The organism is Rhodococcus sp. MH15, assembly GCF_019266045.1.
GTDB lineage: Bacteria > Actinomycetota > Actinomycetes > Mycobacteriales > Mycobacteriaceae > Rhodococcus_F > Rhodococcus_F qingshengii.
Map to the genome: position 1 here is coordinate 84,025 of NZ_LPNP01000071.1, position 21,676 is coordinate 105,700.

Genomic DNA, 21,676 nt, shown 5'->3' on the forward strand with positions numbered 1-21,676 from the left:
ATGCTCATCGAACGACGAACACCCTCGCAAGTTTAGGGTAGGCTACCCAGGAACGTGAAGGTGCGCTACCGCCCTGGTCAGACCTGTTCCCACGGACCGAATTCGAGCAAAACGTCAATTGCTGTCTTACCGTCTTGCGGCCGAACGACATGTTCGAGGGCATAGACCCTCGATCCCTCCGCAGCGCGAGCGAGATCGGAAATACCGGGCAGAATGGTCGGTTCGGGTGGACCGCCCACACCACGATGGAAGTTCTCGATGGAATGCCCCAAATAGAGGACCCGTCCGCCGGGCGTCAGCCACTCCCCGACGCGCTTCAAGGTTGCGGCCAGATGGTCGACCTCGAGGTGAAGAAAGCTGACCAACACCAGGTCGACCAGCCCTTCCGGCTGCCACTCGGTCGCGTCGCCGACCTGCCAGTCGACAGCCTTGTCCCCGTCACTCGCCCGTGCCAGATCGATCGCCACCGACGAGTAGTCGACCGCAGTCACCGACCAACCTTGCCCAGCCATCCACCGCGCGTGACGGCCGTCGCCGCAGGCCAGATCGATCGCGGTGCCCGGTCTCAGATCGGAAATTCTTGTTGCGACGGTTCCCGCCGGGTCGACTCCCCATGGCTCCGTCACCGCTCGGTATCGCTCGTCCCAGTCGCGTGCGTCCATGATTGCTCTCCCATATCCGTTTCACCGTTTCAGATCGGACGGTGCCCCCAGCAGCATAGAGAACCCTCGAATGTGACAGATCGATACCCCCGGGGGTATACAGGTGACGGACAGGAATACCCCCACCCGTATCAGGAGTGAAGATGTCAGCGACCAGAACAGTCACCGCGGACCCACCCACCCGAGCCGACGGCATACTTGCGCGTCTCGGTCGATCGATGGCGACTCACACCCGCCTCGTCGTCGGCGTCTGGTTGATCGCGTTGATCGCACTCGGCGCCGCAGCACCCAGCGTCTTCACCTCCCTGGCCGGCGCGGGTTGGCAGACAAACGGATCCGAATCCGTGCAAGTTCGCGAGTTGGCCGAGCAGCATTTCGGTGGAAATTCCTCCGCCGCAGTACAAGTGGTCGTTCACTCGGATTCTCTACCCATCACGGATCCGTCGATGCAGCAAACCCTGGCCGCGGCAACGGAAATCTTTTCCGCGGACCCTCGCTTCGGCGAAGTGATCGCCCCGCAGCCCGGTATGACCATCAGCCCGGACGGACATACCGGCATCATGGTCGCGGGCGCCAACGCGAGTACCGACGAGATGGTCAGCGCGGTAGACGAACTCGGCAAGAAGCTCACGGGCTTGTCCACCGACACGATCGAGGTGTACCCGACGGGTGCGTCGGCGTTGTGGAGCGATTTCAACAAGGCCAATCACGAAGCCATGATCAAAGCCGAAATGATGTCGTGGCCCGTCACTCTCGCGATCATGGTGTTGGCCTTCGGCTCCCTGGTTGCCGCGGGTCTACCACTACTGCTGACGCTTGCGGGCCTGGTCGCTTCGGCGGGCGGGCTTGTAATCCTCAACGAGATCACGCCGATTTCCGTGTGGGCCATGAACTTCGCGATGATGTTCGCTCTCGCGCTGGGCATCGACTACGCACTCTTCCTCGTCGCCAGGTTCCGGGATGCATTGCGAGCCGATCCGGATCCAAGGGCCGCCGTGGCTCAAACCATGGACACCGCCGGCAAGGCTGTGGTCCTTTCCGGCCTCACAGTTCTGGTCAGTTTGTCTGCGGTTCTCATCGTTCCAGCCCCGGCCGTACGCACGATGGCTGTCGGAATCATGCTCGCTGTGATCTTCGTTCTCGCCGCAACACTCACCCTGTTGCCTGCCGTGCTCGGCAGGATCGGCGCGAAGGTCAACGGCGGTTCTCTACCGTATGCAAAGCGCCAGCAGCACCGCTCCCCAATGTTCGCAGGTTGGGCATCATTGCTGCACAAGCACCCGTGGCCATTCGGCTTCGGCGCCTTACTCATCCTGATCGCACTCGTTGTTCCGGTCTTCGGACTGAAGGTGGCAATGCCCTCCATCGCCGTGGTTCCCGAGGACGCCCCGGTTCGCCAGGGCTATGAACTGGTGCAGCAGCAATTCGGGGACGGCGCCCCGGGGATGTTGCAGATCGTCACGTCCGCCGACGATGCAGCCGACACCTCACGTATTGCCATGAGCGTTGACGGCGTGGCCATGGTCACCCCAGCGCAACAAGCTGCCGACGGGTCCGATCTTGTTATGCTGCAAGCAGTTCCCACCGTCGACCCGTCAGATCCTGCGATGGAAACCATCCTTGCCGACCTTCGGTCGCAACTGCCGGAATCGGCGCTCGTCGGCGGCGCTCCGGCCGAAAATCTCGACCTTCAGCAGGCACTCGACGACTACCTTCCCATCGTCGTGGTCGTGATTCTGACGCTCGGATTCCTGTTGCTGCTGATCGCCCTCCAGGCGCCTTTGATCGCCTTGATCGGCACGCTGGTCAGCCTGCTGTCCACTGGGGCCGCATTCGGAATCGCGAAGCTGATCTTCCAGGACGGTCACGGAGCAGGCCTACTCGGCTTCACCCCCCAGGGTTTCCTCAACGGGTGGGGTCCGGTCTTCTTCTTCGCCATGATCTTTGCGATCGCGATGGACTACACCGTGTTCCTGCTTTCGAGTGCCAAGGAGCACTACGAACGCACAGGCGACCCCGCGATCGCACACATGGACGGCCTCGCGCATTCAGGTCGGGTCATTGCGGCGGCAGCAGCGGTGATGGTTGCGGTCTTCTTCACTTTTGCGCTCGCAGATCCCTTGCCACCCAAGGAAATGGGCATCATTCTCGGCGTAGCTGTCCTCCTGGACGCAGTGCTCGTCCGCTTGGTGCTGCTGCCCGTTCTCCTACGCCTCACCGGCCGGGCAGCCTGGTGGGCGCCGGCATGGCTGCGTCGCGTCCTGCCGAACATCAGCTTCTCGCATGGCTGATCGTGTACCCGACATCACTGTCCTACTGATACCCCCAGGGGTATGATGGGGACAAGAGAAATCAAAGCCGGCGACAGTGACAGCCCACGACGAGGAGTGCGCAATGACAACACCCACAGAACCGATAGCGATCGCAACCAAGGTCACCGGAACCTTCGACGACGTCGTCACCCGCACGCGTGGCGCTCTCGCCGAGCAGGGCTTCGGCATCCTGACCGAGATCGACATGCAGGCAACACTCAAGGCGAAGCTGGACGAGGACATGGAAAAGTACCTGATCCTGGGTGCCTGTAACCCGCCGTTGGCCCATCGGGCAGTTTCGGTGGATCGTCAGATCGGCCTCCTGCTGCCGTGCAACGTCGTCGTCCGCGAAGATACGACTACCGAGAATTCGTTCTTCGTCGAAGCGATGAACCCTGCTCTCATGGTTCAGGTTTCCGGCGAACCCGGCCTCGAGTCCGTGGCAGCCGACGCAGCCGTCAAGTTGCGCGCGGCCGTCGACTCGCTGATCTGACACCGCAGTCGGATCAAACACTGAATCAAGCAGTGACATGCCCCCAGGGGTACCCTTGACCGCAGCACGAACACTCGAGAAGGGGCCACCATGACCGGCGACGAAGAGAGCATTGCGCTCGTATTGAACAGACTGCGTCGTGCCCACGGCCAACTTGCCGGGGTCATCTCGATGATCGAGAACGGCCGCGACTGCAAGGACGTCGTCACGCAACTCGCCGCCGTGTCCAAGGCGCTGGACCGAGCAGGGTTCAAGATCGTCGCTTCCGGGCTGCGTGAATGCCTGAGCGGTGACAGCGCGGAAGGTCAGGAACCGATGACCGAGGCCGAACTCGAGAAGCTGTTCCTGGCACTGGCCTGAAACATGAGAAGGGCCTGACCTGCAGTTAGCAGGTCAGGCCCTTTCTCGCGTGCGGAAAACTACTTCGCCAGGAAGTCGATCAGCACCTTGTTCACGGCCTCCGGACGCTCGAGGTAGCCGTAGTGCCCGGCGTCGGGAATCTCTTCGTACGACGCCGTCGCGATGCAGTCCGCCACCTCGCGGGAGAGGTAGGGCGGGATCATGCGGTCGTCGGCGAAAGCGACGGACAGGCACGGGCGCATGATCGACTTGTACGCACCCCGTCGATCGAAGGCGCGGTCCATACCGAGCTGTGCGCGAACACCCGGTGACGTTGCGCCGCCGGTGAACTCGAAGATATCCATCCAGTCGCGCGCCGAGTGATCGTCTGCCAGCGTGGCCGGCGAAAGGTTCATCACCGCGGTCACTGCGGCACGGTACTTGGCCGGCAGAGCGACGCCACTGTCGAACAACTGGCGCTCGCCCTCGGTCAGGACCTGCTGGAAATGATCCATCCGGGCGTGGCCGGCGAGGAACACTGCTTTGCGAACCAGATCGGGCCTGGCGAGCGTCAGTTCCTGCGCCACCCGGGCGCCCATCGAGGTGCCGATGACATGGGCCGGACCGCCACCGAGGTGCTCGATCAGTCCGGCGGTGTCTGCGACCATGTCGGGCATCGTGATGCCGCCGAGGCTCTCGCCGGACGGTGCGATTCCGCGGTTGTCGAAGGTGCAGACTCGGTAGCCGGCGGCCACCAGCGCCGGGGTCTGGTGCAGATCCCAGACGCGGCCGGGGCTGCCGGTCCCCATGATGAGCACCACCAGATCTCCATCACCCTTGACCTGGTAATTGATGGGGATTCCGTTGATTGTGGCGACCGTCATGTCAGCCTTCCTCCTCGTACGTGTGATCAACAATTTTGGTTGGATAGCCTAAGCTGATGGGCGGTCGTGTGACCGCAACCCCAGCCCATGCTCGTCCAGGAGGACCCCCGTTGAGAGTCGCTACGCTCGGATACCAAACCTGGGGCCACCGTACCCTGCAGGCCTTGATCGACTCCGATCACGAGGTCGTGCTGGCAATCACACACCCGAAGAGCGAACACGTCTACGAACAGATGTGGGCGGACTCGGTTGCAGATCTGGCGGCCGAGAACGGTGTACCCGTTCACGTGGCGAACAAGCCTGACGACGCATTCAAAGCCGCGCTGGCCGAAGCAGCTCCCGACATCATCGTCGCCAACAACTGGCGTACCTGGCTGCCGGCGGAGGTCTTCGACGCACCGAAGTACGGCACCCTCAACATCCACGATTCGCTGCTGCCCAAGTACACGGGCTTCTCCCCGCTCATCTGGGCTCTGATCAACGGCGAAGAAGAAGTCGGGCTCACGGCGCACCTGATGGACGAGGAACTCGATGCGGGCGACATCGTGCTGCAGCGATCGACGACGGTCGGCCCGACCGACACCGTCACCGATCTGTTCCACCGCACGATCGACATGATCGGCCCCATCACACTCGACGCCCTGGATCTGATCGCGTCCGGCCGTACCGACTGGACGCCGCAGGACCGATCGCAGGCCACGTTCTTCCACAAGCGCGCACCGCAGGACAGCCACGTCGACTGGTCCTGGCCCGCCGAGGTCATCGAGCGTTTCGTCCGGGCACAGTCCGATCCGTACCCCAACGCTTTCGCCGAGTTCAAGGGCCAGCGCATCCGCATCCTGAAGGCGTCCGTCTCACGCGGGCACTACGGCGGAACCCCCGGCCGAGTGTTCATCCAGGAAGACGACGGCATGGTGATCGTCGCGGGCCCCGACGCGTGGTCGGGCAAGAACAAGGGACTGCGGATCGAGCGCGTCCGACTCGACGACGGCAGCGAGTACACCGCCGCCGAGTTCTTCCCCCACGGCGGCGGGTACCTCACCTGATCGCCGGATCAGACCCCCTCAGTACAAAATCCAGTACAAACCCCTCAGTCGCGACCTTCCCAGGCCGCCCACAGTTGTGCGTAACGCCCGCCCGCGGACACCAGTTCGCGGTGCGGGCCTTCTTCTACGATCTGTCCGTGTTCGAGCACGATCACTCGGTCGGCGCCCGCAGCCTGCGTAAGCCGGTGTGCGACAACCAGAGTGGTGCGGCCCTCCGTAGCGGCGTCGGCAGTCGCTTCCAGTTCCCGCGCTCCGGCGCTGCCCGCCTCCGCTGTTGCCTCGTCCAGTACGGCGACGGCGGGATCGGCCAACACCAGTCTCGCCAAAGCCAACTGCTGCGCCTGCGCCGCTGTCATCTCGTGCCCGCCTTCGCCGACGACGGTCAGCATTCCCTCGTCGAGAGCCTCCACCCACTCGTACGCGCCGACCGTCCGCAGTGCCGCGGCAACGTCCTCGTCCGAGGATTCGGGAGCCGCCAATCTCAGATCCTCGATCAGAGGTCCGGCAAAGACATGGACCTCCTGACTCACGATCGCGATGTGGCGTCGTAGGTCGTCGAGGTCGGCAAGCGGGACACCGCCGATCGACACCCGGCCCGACGTCGGAGTGATCGAACCGGCAGCGATCGCCGCGAGCGTCGTCTTTCCGGCTCCGGTCGAACCGACGAGCGCCACGCGTTCCCCCGCTCGCAGTGTGAGGCTCACTCCGTGGAGAACCTCATGACCACCGTCGTAGCTGTGCCGAATGTCATCCAGACGCAGCGAACCGTCGGCCGGAACGGAACCTGCATCCGTCGAAGGCTCCGTTTCCTCGATCTCGACGACGCCGACCAGTCGCGCGAGGCTGGCGCCGGCCGACTGCACTTCGTCGAAGGTGTAGAGCAGTGAGCCGATCGGGTTGAACAGGCGGTGGAACAGCAGGGCAGCAGTCGTCGTCTGGCCGACTGTCACGACGTCCTCACGGACCAGCAGGAATCCGACGACGAGAATCATGGACAGGCCCACGAATTCGGCGCGGTTACCTCGACCGGCGAACCTCGTGAACAGGCCGAACACTCCGACTGCCAGATCGCGCGCTTTTGCCGACGCCGCATCGATCTGCCCGAGGTGTTCCTTCTCGAGGCTGTACGCGCGGACCGTCTTCGCACCCTGGAGACTGCTGATCAGCGCTTGTGAACGAGCGCCCATCGCTACCCGCTCGGCTGCGTAAACAGGAGCCGAGCGTGGCAGGTACCACTTAAGCGCCAGCGCGTACATCGGCAGCGCGACCATTCCGGCCAGACCGAGTCGCCAGTCGAGTCCGAGCATGGTCACCATGCTCAGAGCCACGAGCAGAACCGCCGCGATCATGCCGGGAACCACGTCGGACACGGCCTTGGCGATCACCGACACGTCGTCACCAACTCGTGAGAGCAGATCGCCCTTGCCGACCTTCTCGACGGTCTGGATCGGCAGGCGCAGTGCCCGGTCCACGGTCCGCTCTCGCAGATCCGCCAGGATCGTCTCACCGAGCCGCTTGATCAGATAGGCAGCCACACCGGTGAACACACCGCCCACGATTGCGGCAGCGGCGATGATCACGACCACCCCGACGATCGTCGACGTGGGCGCGTTGTCCCGGACCCGGTCGACCAGGACGCCGAAGACGTAAATCGGCACCAAGGCCATCGCCGACGCCGAAGCCGCGACGATCAGGACCAGCAGGCTCTGCATCCGGTGTTCGGTCAGCGCCGCCCGCAACCACTTCCAGGTCTGGCGACCACTCGCGATCGGCAACAACTCGCGCTCTGTCACCTTCTCTGCGTTCTCCCCGGCCGGCATTTCGGTTGTCGTGTCCGTGGCCGTCACCGCAGCACCGCTCCTCGGTAGTTCGCGTCGCCGCGAGAGAGTTCGGAATGTGTGCCCGTCGAGGCGATCACTCCGTCGTTCAACACGATCACCCGATCCGTCACGGCCAGCAAGGCGGGGCTGCTGGTGATCAATACCGTCGTGTGGATGCCACCGGCACCCTCGTGCCGCAGTTGTGCGATTCCTTCGGCGATCGATGCCTCGGTAACCGCGTCCACCGCCGTCGTCGGATCGTGCAGGACCATCACGGGTGCCTGTGCCACCAAGGCGCGCGCGAGGGCGACGCGTTGCCGCTGGCCTCCCGACAAACTGGCGCCCCGATCGGTCACTTCGAGGTCGAGACCGTCCGGATGTGCGTCGACGACATCCGCCGCTGCCGACGCCACCAGAGCACTCTGGATGTCGAGAGCAGCGGCATCACCGGCGCCCGCGGTGACGTTCGACGCAAGCGACCCGGAGAACAGATCGGTGATGTGCGGCTCCACCAACACCGTCCGACGTGCCAATCGCAAGTCCATGTCGGACAGGCTGATTCCGCCAACCCTCACCACTCCGCGATACGCGTCCTGCGCCAGCTGACCGGACAGGACCGCGACAAGAGCGTCGGCGTCCTGCGGCTGGTAAGCCACGACGCCCAGCAGTTCTCCGGCAGGCAGATGCAGGTCGATGCCCTTGAGCGATTTGTACTCGACTCTGTCGAGAGTCAGGTCGGTGCCTTCGAGTTCGGTCTGCGAACCCGCGCCACGCAGTGGCTCCGCGTCCAAGACCAGTGCCAGTCGATCCGACGACGCTCGCGCCACCGCGAAGTATCCGGGAATGGACGCAAGCAAGCCGAGCGGTTCGATGATGAACTGCGCAAGCCCCACCACGGTGATCAGTTCACCGACCGTGATCCGGCCCTGCAACGCGAAGTATCCCGCGAAGCCCGCAACACCGACCGCGAGCAACGCACTGATGGTCGCGGCAACGCCGGTGTAGATACCGGTCGCCTTGGCCGTGCCGATCGTCGATGCGAGCGCTTGACGGCTGACCGTGCGGTAGCGCGCCGACGCGGTCTTCTCGCCGCCGATACCGCGCAGCGGACGCAATCCGCTGACCAGATCCGTAGCCATCGCCGACGCCCGAGCGATCGACGCCTGCTGGCCGGTGGCCCTCGACGTGATGAGAGGCGCCGCCAATTGCAGCAGACCGAGAATGACCGGCGTTCCGATCAGAACGGCCAGCCCCAGCCAGAGGTCGATCCACACCAACGCCACCGCCGACGCCACCGCAGCTGTCAGGGCCGCAGCGGCGCGCGGGACGATGTCCGCGATCCACGAAGTCTGCTCGGCATCGGATGTCGAGACTGTCAGCAATTCACCCGAACGCAGATCGGTGCGCACCCCACGCGGATCGAGGACGCGGTGCGCCACCTCGAGCCGGAGGCGATGAGCCTCCTGCTGCATCGCGGTGACGATGAAGCGTGCGCCGAAGCGCCAGGCGGCCGTCAGAACGAGAAAGAGAGCCGCGAGACCGACGATGGAGACGATCAGGGCCGTGGTGTCCGAAGTCTCCACCGCACGGTCGATGATCACACCGATGGAGATCGGCACCGCCGTCTCGGTCAGTTGGTGCAGACAGACCAGAACCGTGCCGATGGCGAGCGGGCCACGGTTACGGACGAGGACACGTCGCAAAATCGCAGCACCGCTGTGATTGCCACTATCCGGCTCGTCCGAGTCGACGGTCACACTCGAGGGGGTCGAACTCATGGAACTCCAAGCATCGATGGAAGCGATAAAGTTGAGTACAGAGATAAGTAAGTCGACCCTAATACATGAGCAACTAGCGTCGACACGCCCAGTTCTCATAGAGTCGCGAGTAAGAACCATTGCTTGCGCCGTGCAGGCAAGCACGAGAGGAACATGATGGCTGAGAACACGACCGTCGAAACCGAGATCGCGGACGAGGACCTCGAGCCCGTAGCGGACGAAACTGCTCGTCAGGCACAGCGCGTCGTCGCTGCCTACGCGGAAGATGCCGACGAGTGCAGGATGCTGCTCTCGATGCTCGGTATCTCCCCCGCCGCCAAGCTCGACTGAATCTTTCCCTCACCGACCGAGAAGGAACCACGTGCCTGTCAGTCCGGATTCGACCAGTTCAACCCTTTCTGACAGCGCACCTGCTTCTTCGACCGGTGAAGCCGTGTCCGGGCAGGCTGAGTTCGTTGTCGTAGCGAACCGCCTGCCCGTCGACTTGGAACGGCTTCCCGACGGCACCACCCGCTGGAAGCGAAGCCCCGGCGGACTGGTCACCGCTCTCGAGCCGATCCTGCGCAGCAATCAAGGCGCGTGGGTGGGCTGGGCGGGGGTGGCGGACGCCGAGCTCGACCCCATCGTCGAAGACGGGCTCGAGCTCTACCCCGTGCCGCTGAGCGCCGAGGAGATCAACGAGTACTACGAGGGATTCTCCAACGCCACCCTCTGGCCGCTCTATCACGACGTCATCGTCAAACCCGAGTACCACCGCGAATGGTGGAACGCCTACGTCGAGGTGAACCGGCGATTCGCCGAAGCCACCTCCAAGGCAGCGGCACAGGGCGCGACAGTCTGGATCCAGGACTACCAGCTGCAGTTGGTACCGAAGATGCTGCGGATGCTGCGCCCCGACCTGACCATCGGCTTCTTCCTGCACATTCCGTTTCCCCCGGTCGAGCTGTTCATGCAGATGCCGTGGCGCACCGAGATCGTCGAAGGCCTCCTCGGCGCCGACCTCATCGGCTTCCACCTTCCGGGTGGCGCACAGAACTTCCTGTACCTGGCCAGACGCCTTGCCGGGCAACAGACTTCACGTGGAACCGTCGGCGTCCGCTCCAAACTCGGTGTGGTGCAAGTAGGTTTCCGTAGCGTCCGCGTCGGCGCCTTCCCTATCTCCATCGACTCCGGCAAGCTCGACGAGCTCTCGCGCACCAAGGCAATTCGAGACCGCGCCAAGCAGATTCGCAAAGAACTCGGAAACCCCAAGCACATCATGCTGGGCGTCGACCGCCTCGACTACACCAAAGGCATCGACGTCAGGCTCGCTGCGCTCCACGAACTTCTCATGGAGAAGCGCATCGATCCCGCCGACACCGTCATGGTGCAGCTGGCGACCCCGAGCCGCGAACGCGTCGAAAGCTACGTACAGATGCGCGGAGACATCGAGCAGAAGGTCTCCCGGATCAACGGCGAGTTCAGCGAAGTCGGCCGCCCCGTCGTCCATTACATCCATCGGCCGATCCCACGCGACGAACTGGTCGCGTTCTTCGTCGCCGCCGATCTCATGCTCGTCACGCCGCTGCGTGACGGCATGAACCTCGTCGCGAAGGAATACGTCGCCTGCCGCAGTGATCTGGGTGGTGCATTGCTGCTCAGCGAATTCACCGGTGCCGCAGCAGAACTCCGCCAGGCATTCCTGTGCAATCCTCACGACCTCGACGACGTCAAGGATTCGATGGAGAAGGCCCTCAATCAACCGCGCGAGGACGGCCGGCGCCACATGCGTGCGCTACGTCGTCAGGTCCTGACGCACGACGTCGACCGCTGGGCGCGCTCGTTCCTCGACGCGCTCGCACACGGCGGTGCCGCAGGCCCGGCGCTGATCGCCCCGGCCGAAGCCCAAGACCACTGAGGACAGTGCACAAAGGCTGAGGCCGCGGAGAGTGAATCTCCGCGGCCCCAGCCTCTTTCGTACCCGACTCCAGCCTTCGTGTGTTTGATCAGAAGGGTTGGACGTTGTTCACGAGCCAACGCCCGTCCTGCTTCTCCAGACTCATCTTCACGCGACTGCCACTGGCAACGGCTTCGGGCGATTCCGAAGACGTCGTGATCTGATTGAGGAACAGCATCGTCGTCGCGCTGTCTGCCTCGGCGTCGAGAACCGCGGCGCCCTGGACGACGACCTGAACGGTCAGCGACTTTTCCTTGGCTCCCGGAATGATCACCGACTCGATCAGGTTGGTGAACGTGCCTTGAAAATCGCCCGTCAAACCGTCTGTGGCTGCATGCAACTGCTGGTCGACGTTGTTGTAGTCGTACTGGAACATCGCTACCGCCTGATCGGAAGAGGCCTGTGCCACTTCGTCTCTGGTCTGATCGATCGCTGCGGTGTCACGCGTTCCGTCCGGACCGAAGTAGAGATACGCCGACACTGCCGCCAACGCGATGGCCACTGCACTGATGACGCACAGGATGATGGCGAGCGGTGAGGCGCGCTTCGGCTTCGGCGAAACTTGCTTGGACGTCTCGGGGTTCACTTCTGGGGTCATGGCACAAACTCCACATTCGAGGCACGCAATTGCCCGTCGACGTCGCACATGGTGATTCGGAGTCGGTAGTTGCGTTCAGCGGGCGCTTCGTCGCCGTTCTTCTGCATCGCACGCACCGCGACCAATGAAGTCCCGCAATCGCCGTCGGATTTCTCGAACCCGGCTTCGAGCACCTCGCCGTCGGTCTGAACTCCGGCCTGCCCGAGGACGTTGACAAACGAATCCTTGCGTCCGTCGAACTGCGACTTGAACTCGTCGGTGGTGCCGGCGAGGAACTTGTCGAGGTCGGCAGCCGCTGTATCCGCGTGCAGTGTCGTCAGATTCAGTGCGGTGGTCCGGGCACCGGCCACGTAGCGGGCTCGGTCCTCGTCGGCATTGGACGCCTTGTTCCGGTCGACGAGAAGAAACACCGTCAGGGCCGCAAGAGCAACAGCGATCACCGAAGCAATGGCGATCCCGACTACCAACCCGGCCTTGGGCTTCGAACGAACAGGGGTGTCCACAGCAGTTTCTGCGGGGGTTTCGGCGGTACCGGTCGGCTCAGCCTCGGTCGTGACCTGATCACCGCTGACGACCTTCTCAGGTGGAGTATCGGGCTTGCCCAAAGCAACTGGCGCCGCCGCCTTCTGCTCAGCCACCTTCTGCTCAGCCGCCTTCTGCTCGGCTGGCTTCTGTTCGGCCGACTTCTTTTCGGTGGGCACTACTACCGCGGCAGCGTCTGCATCCGCACCCGTGGGTCCGGCGCTGCGGGACGCGCGACGGCGCACCCGCTGCCCGGCCTGTGGATCTTCGTCTGTCATCAACCCTGCTGACCCTTCATGAACTGTTCGAGACTGACGTCGCCGCCACCGAGGTTCGGTTGCGAGTACGTCCTTCCGTCCGGCCCGATGTACGTGCCTGTAATCGGATCGTACCGACGAGCCGAGACCGAAGGCGTCGACGTGTACGAGCTCGGGGTCGCGGTAATCGGTTCCGGAGGCCCGGATTGCGGGTTCGTGCCCATCGGTACGTAGCCGGAACGGCACTGTTCGACCGTCGGCGCACGACGTCCCGGATACTCCTCGCAGGGAAGGTTTCTCGCGCCGCGCACGGCGATCGGCGAATCCTGGGCAACCTGGCAGAAGAGATCCGACGGCGTCTCGATCGGTGATTCGTCCTTCGGACTGCGCCACTGCTCTGCGGGCAGGAATCCTGTAGTGCACGGCGGCGGGTCGTTGACCTCCATGTGGAAGTCCACCAGTGCACCATCCGCAGCCGGGCCGGAGCCTGCCACCGTGACCAGCGCCGCGGCCAGCGGCGGGTAGATGACCAGAATCTGCTCGATCGCGTTGTTGTAGATCACGCCGACCTGTCCGACGGACACGAGGTTCGCCAGAAGAATCGGCAATGTCGGCTGCATGTCTTGCAGAAGAGCATTCGCCTCCGCCGCTGCCGCCGGCCCCTTCTGGATGACGGCACGCAGATCAGGGTCGCTGGCTCGGAGCTGATCGGTGAACGTCACCAGATTGCTTGTCCAGGAACGGATGGCGTCGCTGCTGACCACCTGGGTGTCCAGGAGTGGACCGGCCTGCTCGATCAGGGTCTTGGTCGCGTCGGAGTTGTTGTTCGCCTCTTCGACGAACAGCCGAGCCGAGTCGATCAGCTTCTGCAGATCCGGGCCGGCACCGTTGAACGCCTTGAAGGATTCGTCGATGACGGTCTTGAGCTTGGTGTCGGAAATGCTCTGCAGCAACAGATCTGCCTGATCGAGCATCGCGCCGACATCCTGCGGAATGCTGGTTCGGTCTTCGGGAATCACCGATCCGTTTTCCAGATGCCCGTCGACCACGATCGCTCCGGAGCTGTCGGTGTGCGGAATCAGATCGACGAACTGCTCGCCGATCGCCGACACACTCTTGACCGCAGCGTCGACGTCCGAGGGCACCTTGACGCCGCTCTCGAGAGACAGACGCGCATTCACGCCCGTTTCCGACAACTCCACCGCGTTCACGACGCCGATGGTCTGACCGCGGTAGGTGACGTTCGAGTTCTTGTACAGCCCACCGGTGGCGGGCAATTCGACGGTGACGTCGTATCGGCCGATACCGACCATAGCGGGAACACGCACGTACTGAGTGGCCATCACTATCAAACCGACGACCGTCAAGACGGCGAAGATGATGAGCTGGATGCGGACGAACTTTGTGAGCATCATGGTGCCGGTGCCCCCTGAGGAAGTCCTGGAATGTTGATCGGCGGAAGTCCCGGAATCTGAATGGTATTCGGATCCGCTGCCGGAGCCTGTCCTGCGGGAGCCTGTCCGGCAGGGGCCTGTGCGGGCGGTGCGGCAGGCTTGAGCGGATCGCTCAACGGGTTGCCTGTCTGTCCGGCCAGCCCGGCCTGCTTACCCAACACGCCTTCCGGTCCGGAGAGCGTTCCGGCCAACGGAGTTCCGGTGAGGAAGTTCGCGTCCAGTCGGGGCAGCGAGATGTCGATGGTCATGGCCAGGTTGGCGTAGTCACCGCGAATGACGTTGTCGATTCCGTTCTGTGGGAACGGGAACGTCAAGAGGACTCCGAGAACCTGCGTGAGAGCGTTGCCCGAATCCGCCAACGCTTTCAGAGTCGGCGACAGCGCGCGAACGTTGGTCGCGAAATCGTCACCGCTCTCCTGGATGACGCGACTGGCCACCTCGCTGAGACCACCGAGGGAGGTCAAGGCGTTGGTGATGTCCTGACGCTGAGCGACAAGAACCTCGAGTGCCGGCGGAATACCTTCGAGTGCTTTGTTCAGGGTGTCGTGCTGGGCCTGGACCGTCGAGGACAGTCGATCGAGTCCCTCCATCGCCGAAACGATGTCGCCCCGTTGCTTGTCCAGACTGCCGACCAGCTGATCGAGCTGAGGCAGGAGGTCGCGAACCGAATCTTCACGCCCACCGAGAGCGGCGTTGAGTTCCTTCGTGATGTCCTGAACCTGAGCGAGACCGCCGCCGTTCAGTACCACCGACAGCGACGACAGCGTCTGTTCCGTCGTCGGGTAAGCGCCCGCCCGCTCGATCGGAATCAGGTCACCGGCTTCGAGTCGGCCCTCGGGCTCCTCCCCTACCGGCGGCGCCAACTCGATGTGCTGAGAGCCGAGCAAGCTGGTCTGACCGATTTTTGCCGTCGCGTTGGCCGGCAACTGAACCTCGGGATTCAGCGACACCGTCACCAGAGCGTGCCAGCCTTGAACCTCGATGTTCGAAACGCTTCCCACTGCCACGTCATCCACCCGGACGGGCGAATTCTGCGACAGCGTAGTCACGTTCGGCATCTCGATCTGAACCTCGTATGCGCCTTCGCCCCGGCCTTGAGTGCCTGGCATCGGCACCGAGTTGAGACCGTTCCATTCACAACCGCTGGCGCCGAGAGCCACTGCCGTGGCCAACACCGCAACCGTGGTCTTGCGAGCTACCCGCATCAGTTCCCTCCGCCCATGTTGAAGAGTTCGGCGAGATCCTTGGGAACACTCGTCATGGGAGCACCCGACATCGGTCCTGCGACGGTTTCCGGCTGATTCTGACTTGCCGCTTCCAATCCCGGCTCGGTGTAGACGATCTGATCCGGGAAAGCCTGCACACCCGCGACCGGGTTGAACAGGAATCCGGGGTAGTTGCCGATCATCGTGCTGAGCACCGGCCCGAGGTACTGCTTACACAGGTCGGCACTGTTCTGGGAGTTACCACTCTCGATACCTTCGATGGAACCACAGATCCACTGGATCGGATTCTTGAAGTTACTCAGTGCAATTGCGCCGGTCATACTGCCCTGAGCCGGCTTGTAGATCTGATAGAAGTTGGCAAGCGACGTCGGTCCGGAGTGCAGAACCTGCTCGATCTCCGGGCGCTTGTCAGTCAGTACCTGAGTGGCATCGGCGAGACGCGCAACCGATTCGCTCAGTCCCTCGCTGTTGTCCTTGACGAACCGCTGGACGTCGCCGACGGCCAGGTCGAGATCACTGAGGGCGGTACCCAACTCGTCGGAACTGCTTGCGAGAACGCTTGTCACCGAAGCGAGGTGACCGCTGAACTGCACGATCTGCTCGTTGCTCGAGGACAACGCAGTGACAAACGCCTGCAGGTTCCGAATGGTGGAGAACAAATCGGTCCGGCCTTCGGACAGCGTGTGCATCGTGGCCGAGAGTTCGCGCAGCGTCGACCGAATCGACTCACCGTTACCGTCGAGGTTCGTTCCCACGGTGTCGATGAATCGACCGAGGGAACCCTGATCGTCCAGACCCTCCGGTCCGAGTGCGTCCGACAGTTTGGTCAGTTCGGTCTTGATCTCGTCCCACTCCACCGGAACGGCGGTGCGCTCGATCGGGATCTCGCCGCCGTTGGGCATCTGTTCCCCGCCGGAGTACACGGGGGTCAATTGCACGAAGCGTGCGGACACGAGGCTTTGAGCAACGATGAGCGCCTTGGCATCTGCCGGAACGTCGACGCTCGAATCGATCTTCATCTCGACGTAGGTGTCCCGATCACGCGGTTCGATCTTGGTCACCTTGCCGACGTTGACACCGAGCACTCGCACGACATCGCCCTCGTAGAGACCGGTGGTCGAGACGAAGTGCGCGGAGATCTTGGTCTTGCCCAGGCCAGGGATGAAGAGGTAGGCCGCACCGGCGACGAGCAGCGCGACCAGCACACCCGCTCCGATCAGCACCCACTTCTTGCGTGGGTTGGTGGAGCCCTGTGGATCCTGTGAAGTCATGGTCTCGGTCATTCTCCCGGCCCCCTGATCGTCGGTGGAATACCGGGGAAGAAGTCTTCCAGGTCGCCCGGAACCTGCTCGGGCGCGACGCTGGTGTCCACCAGGGTCTTCCACCAGTTGCTCGGCAGAATGTTGATGATGAAGGCGTCGAAGAACGGGCCGCTGGCCACGGTCTCACCGAGCGCGGTGATGTACGGTCCGAGTCCGTCGAGCGCTCCCGCGATGTTGTCCTTGTTCTGCTGGAGAACCTCGGCGACCGAATTCAGCTTCTCGAGGGTCGGCCCCATCTGAGCCTCGTTCTCCTGCACCAGCGCTGACAGTTGACGTGAGACTGCGCCGGTGTTGACGATCAGTTCGCTGATCGCGTCACGCCGCAAGCTCAGTTCGGCAAACAGCTTGTTGCCGTCGACCAGCAACGAATCGATCTGACCGCTTCTGTCGGAGAGGATCTTGGTGACATCTTCGGCCCGCGAGAGCAATTGGAGCAGGCTCTCGTCGCGTGAGTTGATGCTCTGCGAAAGCCGCGTCATTCCGTCCAACGCGGTGCGCAGTTCGGGCGGAGTATCGGCCAGCGTGTCCGAGATCGCGTTGAGCGAATCGTTGATCTGTTCCGTGTCGAGTTCGGACACCGTCGTCCCGAGGTCACCCAGAGCGTCGTTGAGCGAGTACGGGGAGTTGGTGCGTTCGACCGGAATCGGCGTGTCCGTCCGCAACAGTCCGGATCCTTCCGGCCGTACCGCCAACGACTTTCGCCCGAGAACCGTGTTGGTCTTGATATCAGCCGCTGTCTGCTCGCCCAGGGCGACACCGTCCTGAACGGTGAAGGTGACCAACACCTTCTGGTCGTCGAGTTCGACGTCGCTGACCTTGCCGACCTTCACGCCGGCCATGGTCACGTCGTCGCCGGTGACCAGGCCGCCGGCATCTTGGAAGTACGCCGAGTAGCGAATGCCACCGTTGATGAACTGGAGTTGATCGTATTGAAGCGCGGCACCGACGGTTGCCACCGCCAGGACGAGACCGATGACACCGATCTGTACCGGATTACGTTCACGGGTTGGGGTCATGAGACTTTTGCGCACCTTCCCGTGTCCTGAACTGCCGTGGGCAAGATGATCGTCGTCCCGTCGGGTCCGGAGAACTTGAAAGTGTTGGCGCACAGATAGAACTGGAAGAACGCTCCGTACGTGCCCACTCGGATCAGCTTCCGGTAGTCGGACGGCAGACGATCGAGAGCGGTGTTGATGTCGTCCTTGCCCAGGTCCAGCTGCGTCATCGTTCGGTTGGTCTCCCCGATCAGCGTCTGGATGTCCGGACGTGTCGCCTGCAGCAACGACGCGAGATCTCCCGTGGCACCGGCGATCTCGGTGATCGAATTACCGATCGGGCCACTGTCCTTCGCCAATCCACTGACCAACTGCTGGAGCTGATCGATCGTGGTGGAGAACTGATCGCCCTTGTCGTTGATGGTGCCGAGTACGTCGTTGAGATTGGTGATGACGTCCCCGATCAGCTGGTCTCGGTCCGCCAACGTTCTGGTGAACGAACTGGTGTTTCCCAGCAACGAAACCAGCGTTCCGCCCTGGCCCTGGAGTACCTGCAGCAGGGCCCCGGAGAGGTCGTTGACCTGCTGCGGGTCGAGCGAACGAAGCAGCGGCTTGAATCCGCCGAGCAGCAGATCCAGATCGAGAGCGGGCGACGTCTGATCGACCGGAATGGATCCTCCCGACGGAAGCATCTCGGTGGAACCGGCGCCCTCGAGCAGTTCCATGTAGCGATCGCCCACCAGGTTCTCGTAGCGCACAGTCGCTTTGGTGCTCTTCATCAGCGAGTACTTGGTGTCGACGTCGAACTCGACCTCGGCCTGGTTGGAGTCACCGATGGACACTCCGGTGACCGACCCGACCGGAACACCGGCGATGCGGACCTTGTCGCCGGACTTGAGTCCCGAGACGTCCGAGAAGGTGGCGTGAAATCCGTTGCTGCTGCTGAAGCGCACCTGACTGAAGACGATCGCCAGTCCGGCGAAGATGACCGCCATGACGACGGTGAAAATCAGCAGCTTGACCGTGGTCGGTCTCATCACTTCCCGTCTTCCTGCTCGTAGGAGTCACCGAAGAGATACTGGAAAATGGTCGGCACGGTAACGCGCAGTTCGGTGTTGGGAACGAAGGGCACATTGCCGGTGTTGGTGACTGCGAACGGTGCATGCCCGTCGACCTTCGGATCGAATTCGGGCAGACCATAACAATTGGGTCCGCCGGAGGCCGCGACCTTGGGGAGAGATTGCGGATTCTGGTACGCCTCGGCGCCGTACATGAAGCTCGCACTCAGCATCAGTGCCGCTTTGTCACCGGTGCCTGCCAGTGGCTCGAACTTGATCCGGCCGTCGTTCAACCCGACGATGAAGCACGTCAGACCTGACGAGTACTTGTCGAGCAGGGTCGTCGTCGCGGTCAGAATGTCGAGGGCGGTGGTCAGGTTCTGCTCGTTGTCGGTCAACAACGCGTTGCCGGTGTCCGCGAGGCCGGTGACGTTGAGCAACAGCAAGTCGAGGTTTGCCTGCTCCGCCACGATCGATCCGCTTGTCGCGGTGGCATTGTCGAGAATGCGCATCAGATCCGGTGCCACGTCGGCGTACAGATTGGTGACATCGGCGGCGCCGACCAAGTCTTCCTGGAGCTGCGGCAGAACCGGATTCATCTTCTTCAGATAGGTGTCACCGAGCTCGAGAACCTCACCCAGCGACTCGCCGCGCCCGTTGAGTGCGGTGGAGATCGCGCCGAGTGTGGCGTTGAGCTTTTCCGGTTCGATCTTCGCGAGTACGTCCGAAAGATGTTCGAAGACACTGTTGAACTCGACGGTGACGCTGTCCGAAGCGATGACAGCACCCTCCTGGATCGACTGGGTCGACGGATCGTCGGGAATCACGATGTTGACGTACTTCGCACCGAACACCGTGGTGGTCTTGATCTCCACCCGGGCGTTCGACGGAATCTTCGACATCTGGCCCGGATCCATCGCCAACTTCAGGTTTGCCTGGTCCCCGACGAGGGAGATCGATTCGACGCGGCCGACCTGCACTCCGCGCAGCTTCACCTTCGCATTCGGTTCCATGACCAGGCCGGCACGCGTGGACGTCACGGTGATGGGCGTGCTCTTGGTGAACCCACCCGAGAACATGGTGAGAGCAACGGCGACGATCGCCACGAGTCCGAGGACCAGGCCGGCTGCGGCCAACTTCTTGTGCCATCTGGGTACGGTCATCGCTTGCCCGCCTATCCCGACAGGTTGAAGTTGCCGGACCCGCCGTAGATGGCGAGTGAGATGAGCAGGGTGACCGTGACGACCGCGATCAACGAGGCGCGCACTGCGTTACCCACCGCGACACCGACGCCGACCGGGCCACCGGTTGCGTTGAAGCCGTAGTAGGTGTGGATGAGCATGACGGCCAGCGCCATGACTATCGCCTGGGCGAACGACCACAGTATGTCCGTGGGTATCAGGAAGGTCGTGAAGTAGTGGTCGTACACGCCGCCGGACTGGTTGTAGAGGAACACCGTCGCAAAGCGGCTGGCGACGAACGACGCGATGACCGCCAGTGAGTACAGCGGGATGATCGCGATCATGCCGGCCATGACGCGGGTGCTGACCAGATACGGAATCGACGGGATCGCCATCGTCTCCAGCGCGTCGATCTCTTCGGAGACGCGCATCGCACCGAGCTGCGCGGTGGAGCCGGCGCCGATGGTCGCGGCGAGGCCGATTCCGGCGATGACCGGCGCTGCGATGCGAACGTTGATGAAGGCGGCGAAGAAGCCCGTCAGTGCTTCGACGCCGATGTTGCCCAGCGAGCTGTAACCCTGAACGGCGATGGTGCCACCGGTGAACAGCGTCAGGAATCCGACGATCACGACGGTGCCACCGATGACGGCGAGCGCACCGGTGCCCATGCTGATCTCGGCGATCAGTCGCAGAGTTTCACGTGGATAGCGCATCAGCGCCTTGGGAGCGTGACCGAGAGCCTTCGCGAAGAACAGCGCTTGATCACCGATGCTGTCGATACTGCGAGAGATCGAGCCGATCTGTCGACGTGTGCGCGGGAAGCGTCCCGCTGCGGCCAACGCCATCAGATCTCCTCCCGTCTGTCGTTTGTCGTTCTGTCCACTTCGATCTCTCCGACTGCCGTGGGCCTCATCCGGCCGTCAACTTGATACCGATGGTCGTGATGAGCACGTTGACGACGAAGAGCGCCATGAACGCGAACACGACGGTCTGGTTGACCGCGTCACCGACGCTCTTGGCGCCGCCTTTGACGTTGAGTCCGAGGTAGGCCGCAACCAGGCCGGCGATCATGCCGAACAGCCCTGCTTTGACCATGGAGAGCATGAGCTCACCGAATCCGGTGAGCAGTGTGATGCCGTTGACGAACGCGCCGGGGTTCACGTCCTGGATGAACACGGAGAAGACGAAACCGCCGAGGATGCCGATGGTGCAGACCAGTCCGTTGAGAAGCAGCGCCACACCTGTCGACGCGAGCACTCGGGGAACGACCAACCGGTGGATGGGATTGATCCCGAGCACCTTCATGGCGTCGATCTCTTCGCGGATGGTTCGGGCCGAAAGATCCGCGCAGATGGCGGTTGCGCCGGCGCCGGCGACGATCAGCACTGTGACGATGGGGCCGACCTGTGTGACGGTGCCGAGGGCAGCTCCGGCACCACTGAGGTCGGCTGCACCGATCTCGCGCAAGAGAATGTTGATGGTGAAGCTGACCAGCACCGTGAACGGGATTGCGACCAGCACCGTCGGCACCATCGAGACTCGGGCCACGAACCAGGCCTGATCGATGAACTCTTGCCGCTGGAAAGGGCGGGAGAAGACTGCCCTCAAGGTTTGGGCGGACATCTGAAAGAAGCCACCGACCGCTCGTAATGGCACCTCGACGAGGTCTACCATTCGCCCTCCTCGTCCTTGGTTGCCGCAGTACTGTCTGTTCTCATAGTCCAGCCCCCGACAGCTTGTGACTCAGGTCATATTAACTAGAACGTGTTCACCTGTCAAAAACAAGTGTCCAA

The 21,676-nt window shown here is 62.8% G+C and carries 20 protein-coding genes; 6 read left to right on the forward strand and 14 right to left on the reverse strand.

All coding sequences use genetic code 11. The features are described 5' to 3' along the window. Window positions 1-77: 77 nt before the first annotated feature. On the reverse strand, window positions 78-662 hold the full coding sequence (locus ATN37_RS19415; protein ID WP_003945672.1) for a bifunctional 2-polyprenyl-6-hydroxyphenol methylase/3-demethylubiquinol 3-O-methyltransferase UbiG: 585 nt from the start codon (window positions 660-662) through the stop codon (window positions 78-80). Between the two features lie 143 nt (window positions 663-805). On the opposite strand from ATN37_RS19415, the gene ATN37_RS19420 reads away from it, so the two are divergent. From ATN37_RS19420 to ATN37_RS19430, 3 genes are all read left to right on the forward strand, one after another. Next, the gene (locus ATN37_RS19420; protein WP_218695522.1) at window positions 806-2,953 is read left to right on the forward strand and encodes an MMPL family transporter; all 2,148 of its coding nucleotides are present in this window, start codon (window positions 806-808) and stop codon (window positions 2,951-2,953) included. Window positions 2,954-3,056: 103 nt separating this feature from the next. Next, complete coding sequence (locus ATN37_RS19425; RefSeq protein WP_003945447.1) at window positions 3,057-3,467, forward strand: DUF302 domain-containing protein; 411 nt, start codon at window positions 3,057-3,059, stop codon at window positions 3,465-3,467. Window positions 3,468-3,557: 90 nt separating this feature from the next. Beyond that, window positions 3,558-3,827: a metal-sensitive transcriptional regulator gene (locus ATN37_RS19430; RefSeq protein WP_007734349.1), complete on the forward strand. Its 270-nt coding sequence runs from the start codon at window positions 3,558-3,560 to the stop codon at window positions 3,825-3,827. Window positions 3,828-3,886: 59 nt separating this feature from the next. Here ATN37_RS19430 and ATN37_RS19435 read toward each other — a convergent pair whose 3' ends face one another. Then, window positions 3,887-4,690: an alpha/beta fold hydrolase gene (locus tag ATN37_RS19435; RefSeq protein WP_003945829.1), complete on the reverse strand. Its 804-nt coding sequence runs from the start codon at window positions 4,688-4,690 to the stop codon at window positions 3,887-3,889. 110 nt (window positions 4,691-4,800) lie between these two features. Between ATN37_RS19435 and ATN37_RS19440 the strand changes: the two genes are divergently transcribed. Beyond that, window positions 4,801-5,736: a methionyl-tRNA formyltransferase gene (locus ATN37_RS19440; RefSeq protein WP_007734348.1), complete on the forward strand. Its 936-nt coding sequence runs from the start codon at window positions 4,801-4,803 to the stop codon at window positions 5,734-5,736. Window positions 5,737-5,780: 44 nt separating this feature from the next. Here ATN37_RS19440 and ATN37_RS19445 read toward each other — a convergent pair whose 3' ends face one another. Both ATN37_RS19445 and ATN37_RS19450 read right to left on the reverse strand, forming a co-directional pair. Then, the gene (locus ATN37_RS19445; protein WP_042920544.1) at window positions 5,781-7,556 is read right to left on the reverse strand and encodes an ABC transporter ATP-binding protein; all 1,776 of its coding nucleotides are present in this window, start codon (window positions 7,554-7,556) and stop codon (window positions 5,781-5,783) included. 23 nt (window positions 7,557-7,579) lie between these two features. Beyond that, entirely contained in the window at window positions 7,580-9,334 is a 1,755-nt protein-coding gene (locus ATN37_RS19450) for an ABC transporter ATP-binding protein (protein WP_082239007.1), read from the reverse strand. A 156-nt stretch (window positions 9,335-9,490) separates the two neighbouring features. On the opposite strand from ATN37_RS19450, the gene ATN37_RS19455 reads away from it, so the two are divergent. Next, on the forward strand, window positions 9,491-9,664 hold the full coding sequence (locus ATN37_RS19455) for a hypothetical protein (protein ID WP_164490548.1): 174 nt from the start codon (window positions 9,491-9,493) through the stop codon (window positions 9,662-9,664). A 103-nt stretch (window positions 9,665-9,767) separates the two neighbouring features. Further along, entirely contained in the window at window positions 9,768-11,231 is a 1,464-nt protein-coding gene (locus tag ATN37_RS19460) for a trehalose-6-phosphate synthase (RefSeq protein ID WP_085989962.1), read from the forward strand. An 88-nt stretch (window positions 11,232-11,319) separates the two neighbouring features. On the opposite strand, the gene ATN37_RS19465 is transcribed toward ATN37_RS19460, so the two are convergent. From ATN37_RS19465 to ATN37_RS19510, 10 genes are all read right to left on the reverse strand, one after another. Next, window positions 11,320-11,868 (reverse strand): hypothetical protein, encoded by a 549-nt coding sequence (locus ATN37_RS19465; RefSeq protein ID WP_007734345.1) that lies wholly within the window; start codon window positions 11,866-11,868, stop codon window positions 11,320-11,322. Continuing rightward, complete coding sequence (locus ATN37_RS19470; RefSeq protein ID WP_207624131.1) at window positions 11,865-12,668, reverse strand: hypothetical protein; 804 nt, start codon at window positions 12,666-12,668, stop codon at window positions 11,865-11,867. Before ATN37_RS19470 ends, ATN37_RS19465 begins: the two co-directional genes overlap by 4 nt. Continuing rightward, window positions 12,668-14,062 carry an MCE family protein gene (locus ATN37_RS19475; protein WP_020906318.1) on the reverse strand — a complete coding sequence of 465 codons (1,395 nt, stop codon included), beginning with the start codon at window positions 14,060-14,062 and terminating at the stop codon, window positions 12,668-12,670. The genes ATN37_RS19470 and ATN37_RS19475 overlap by 1 nt, the downstream gene beginning before the upstream one ends. Continuing rightward, on the reverse strand, window positions 14,059-15,306 hold the full coding sequence (locus tag ATN37_RS19480) for an MCE family protein (protein WP_042920418.1): 1,248 nt from the start codon (window positions 15,304-15,306) through the stop codon (window positions 14,059-14,061). Before ATN37_RS19480 ends, ATN37_RS19475 begins: the two co-directional genes overlap by 4 nt. Continuing rightward, a complete protein-coding gene (locus ATN37_RS19485; protein ID WP_007734341.1) occupies window positions 15,306-16,610 on the reverse strand; it encodes an MCE family protein in 1,305 nt (434 codons plus the stop codon). Before ATN37_RS19485 ends, ATN37_RS19480 begins: the two co-directional genes overlap by 1 nt. Continuing rightward, the gene (locus ATN37_RS19490; protein ID WP_003945728.1) at window positions 16,607-17,665 is read right to left on the reverse strand and encodes an MCE family protein; all 1,059 of its coding nucleotides are present in this window, start codon (window positions 17,663-17,665) and stop codon (window positions 16,607-16,609) included. Before ATN37_RS19490 ends, ATN37_RS19485 begins: the two co-directional genes overlap by 4 nt. Continuing rightward, entirely contained in the window at window positions 17,662-18,681 is a 1,020-nt protein-coding gene (locus ATN37_RS19495; RefSeq protein WP_064073831.1) for an MCE family protein, read from the reverse strand. Before ATN37_RS19495 ends, ATN37_RS19490 begins: the two co-directional genes overlap by 4 nt. Beyond that, window positions 18,681-19,865, reverse strand: a complete 1,185-nt coding sequence (locus tag ATN37_RS19500; protein ID WP_218695523.1) for an MCE family protein — start codon at window positions 19,863-19,865, stop codon at window positions 18,681-18,683. Before ATN37_RS19500 ends, ATN37_RS19495 begins: the two co-directional genes overlap by 1 nt. An 11-nt stretch (window positions 19,866-19,876) precedes the next feature. After that, the gene (locus ATN37_RS19505; protein ID WP_003945759.1) at window positions 19,877-20,728 is read right to left on the reverse strand and encodes an ABC transporter permease; all 852 of its coding nucleotides are present in this window, start codon (window positions 20,726-20,728) and stop codon (window positions 19,877-19,879) included. Window positions 20,729-20,792: 64 nt separating this feature from the next. After that, window positions 20,793-21,557 (reverse strand): ABC transporter permease, encoded by a 765-nt coding sequence (locus tag ATN37_RS19510; protein WP_003945687.1) that lies wholly within the window; start codon window positions 21,555-21,557, stop codon window positions 20,793-20,795. Between the last annotated feature and the right edge of the window lie 119 nt (window positions 21,558-21,676).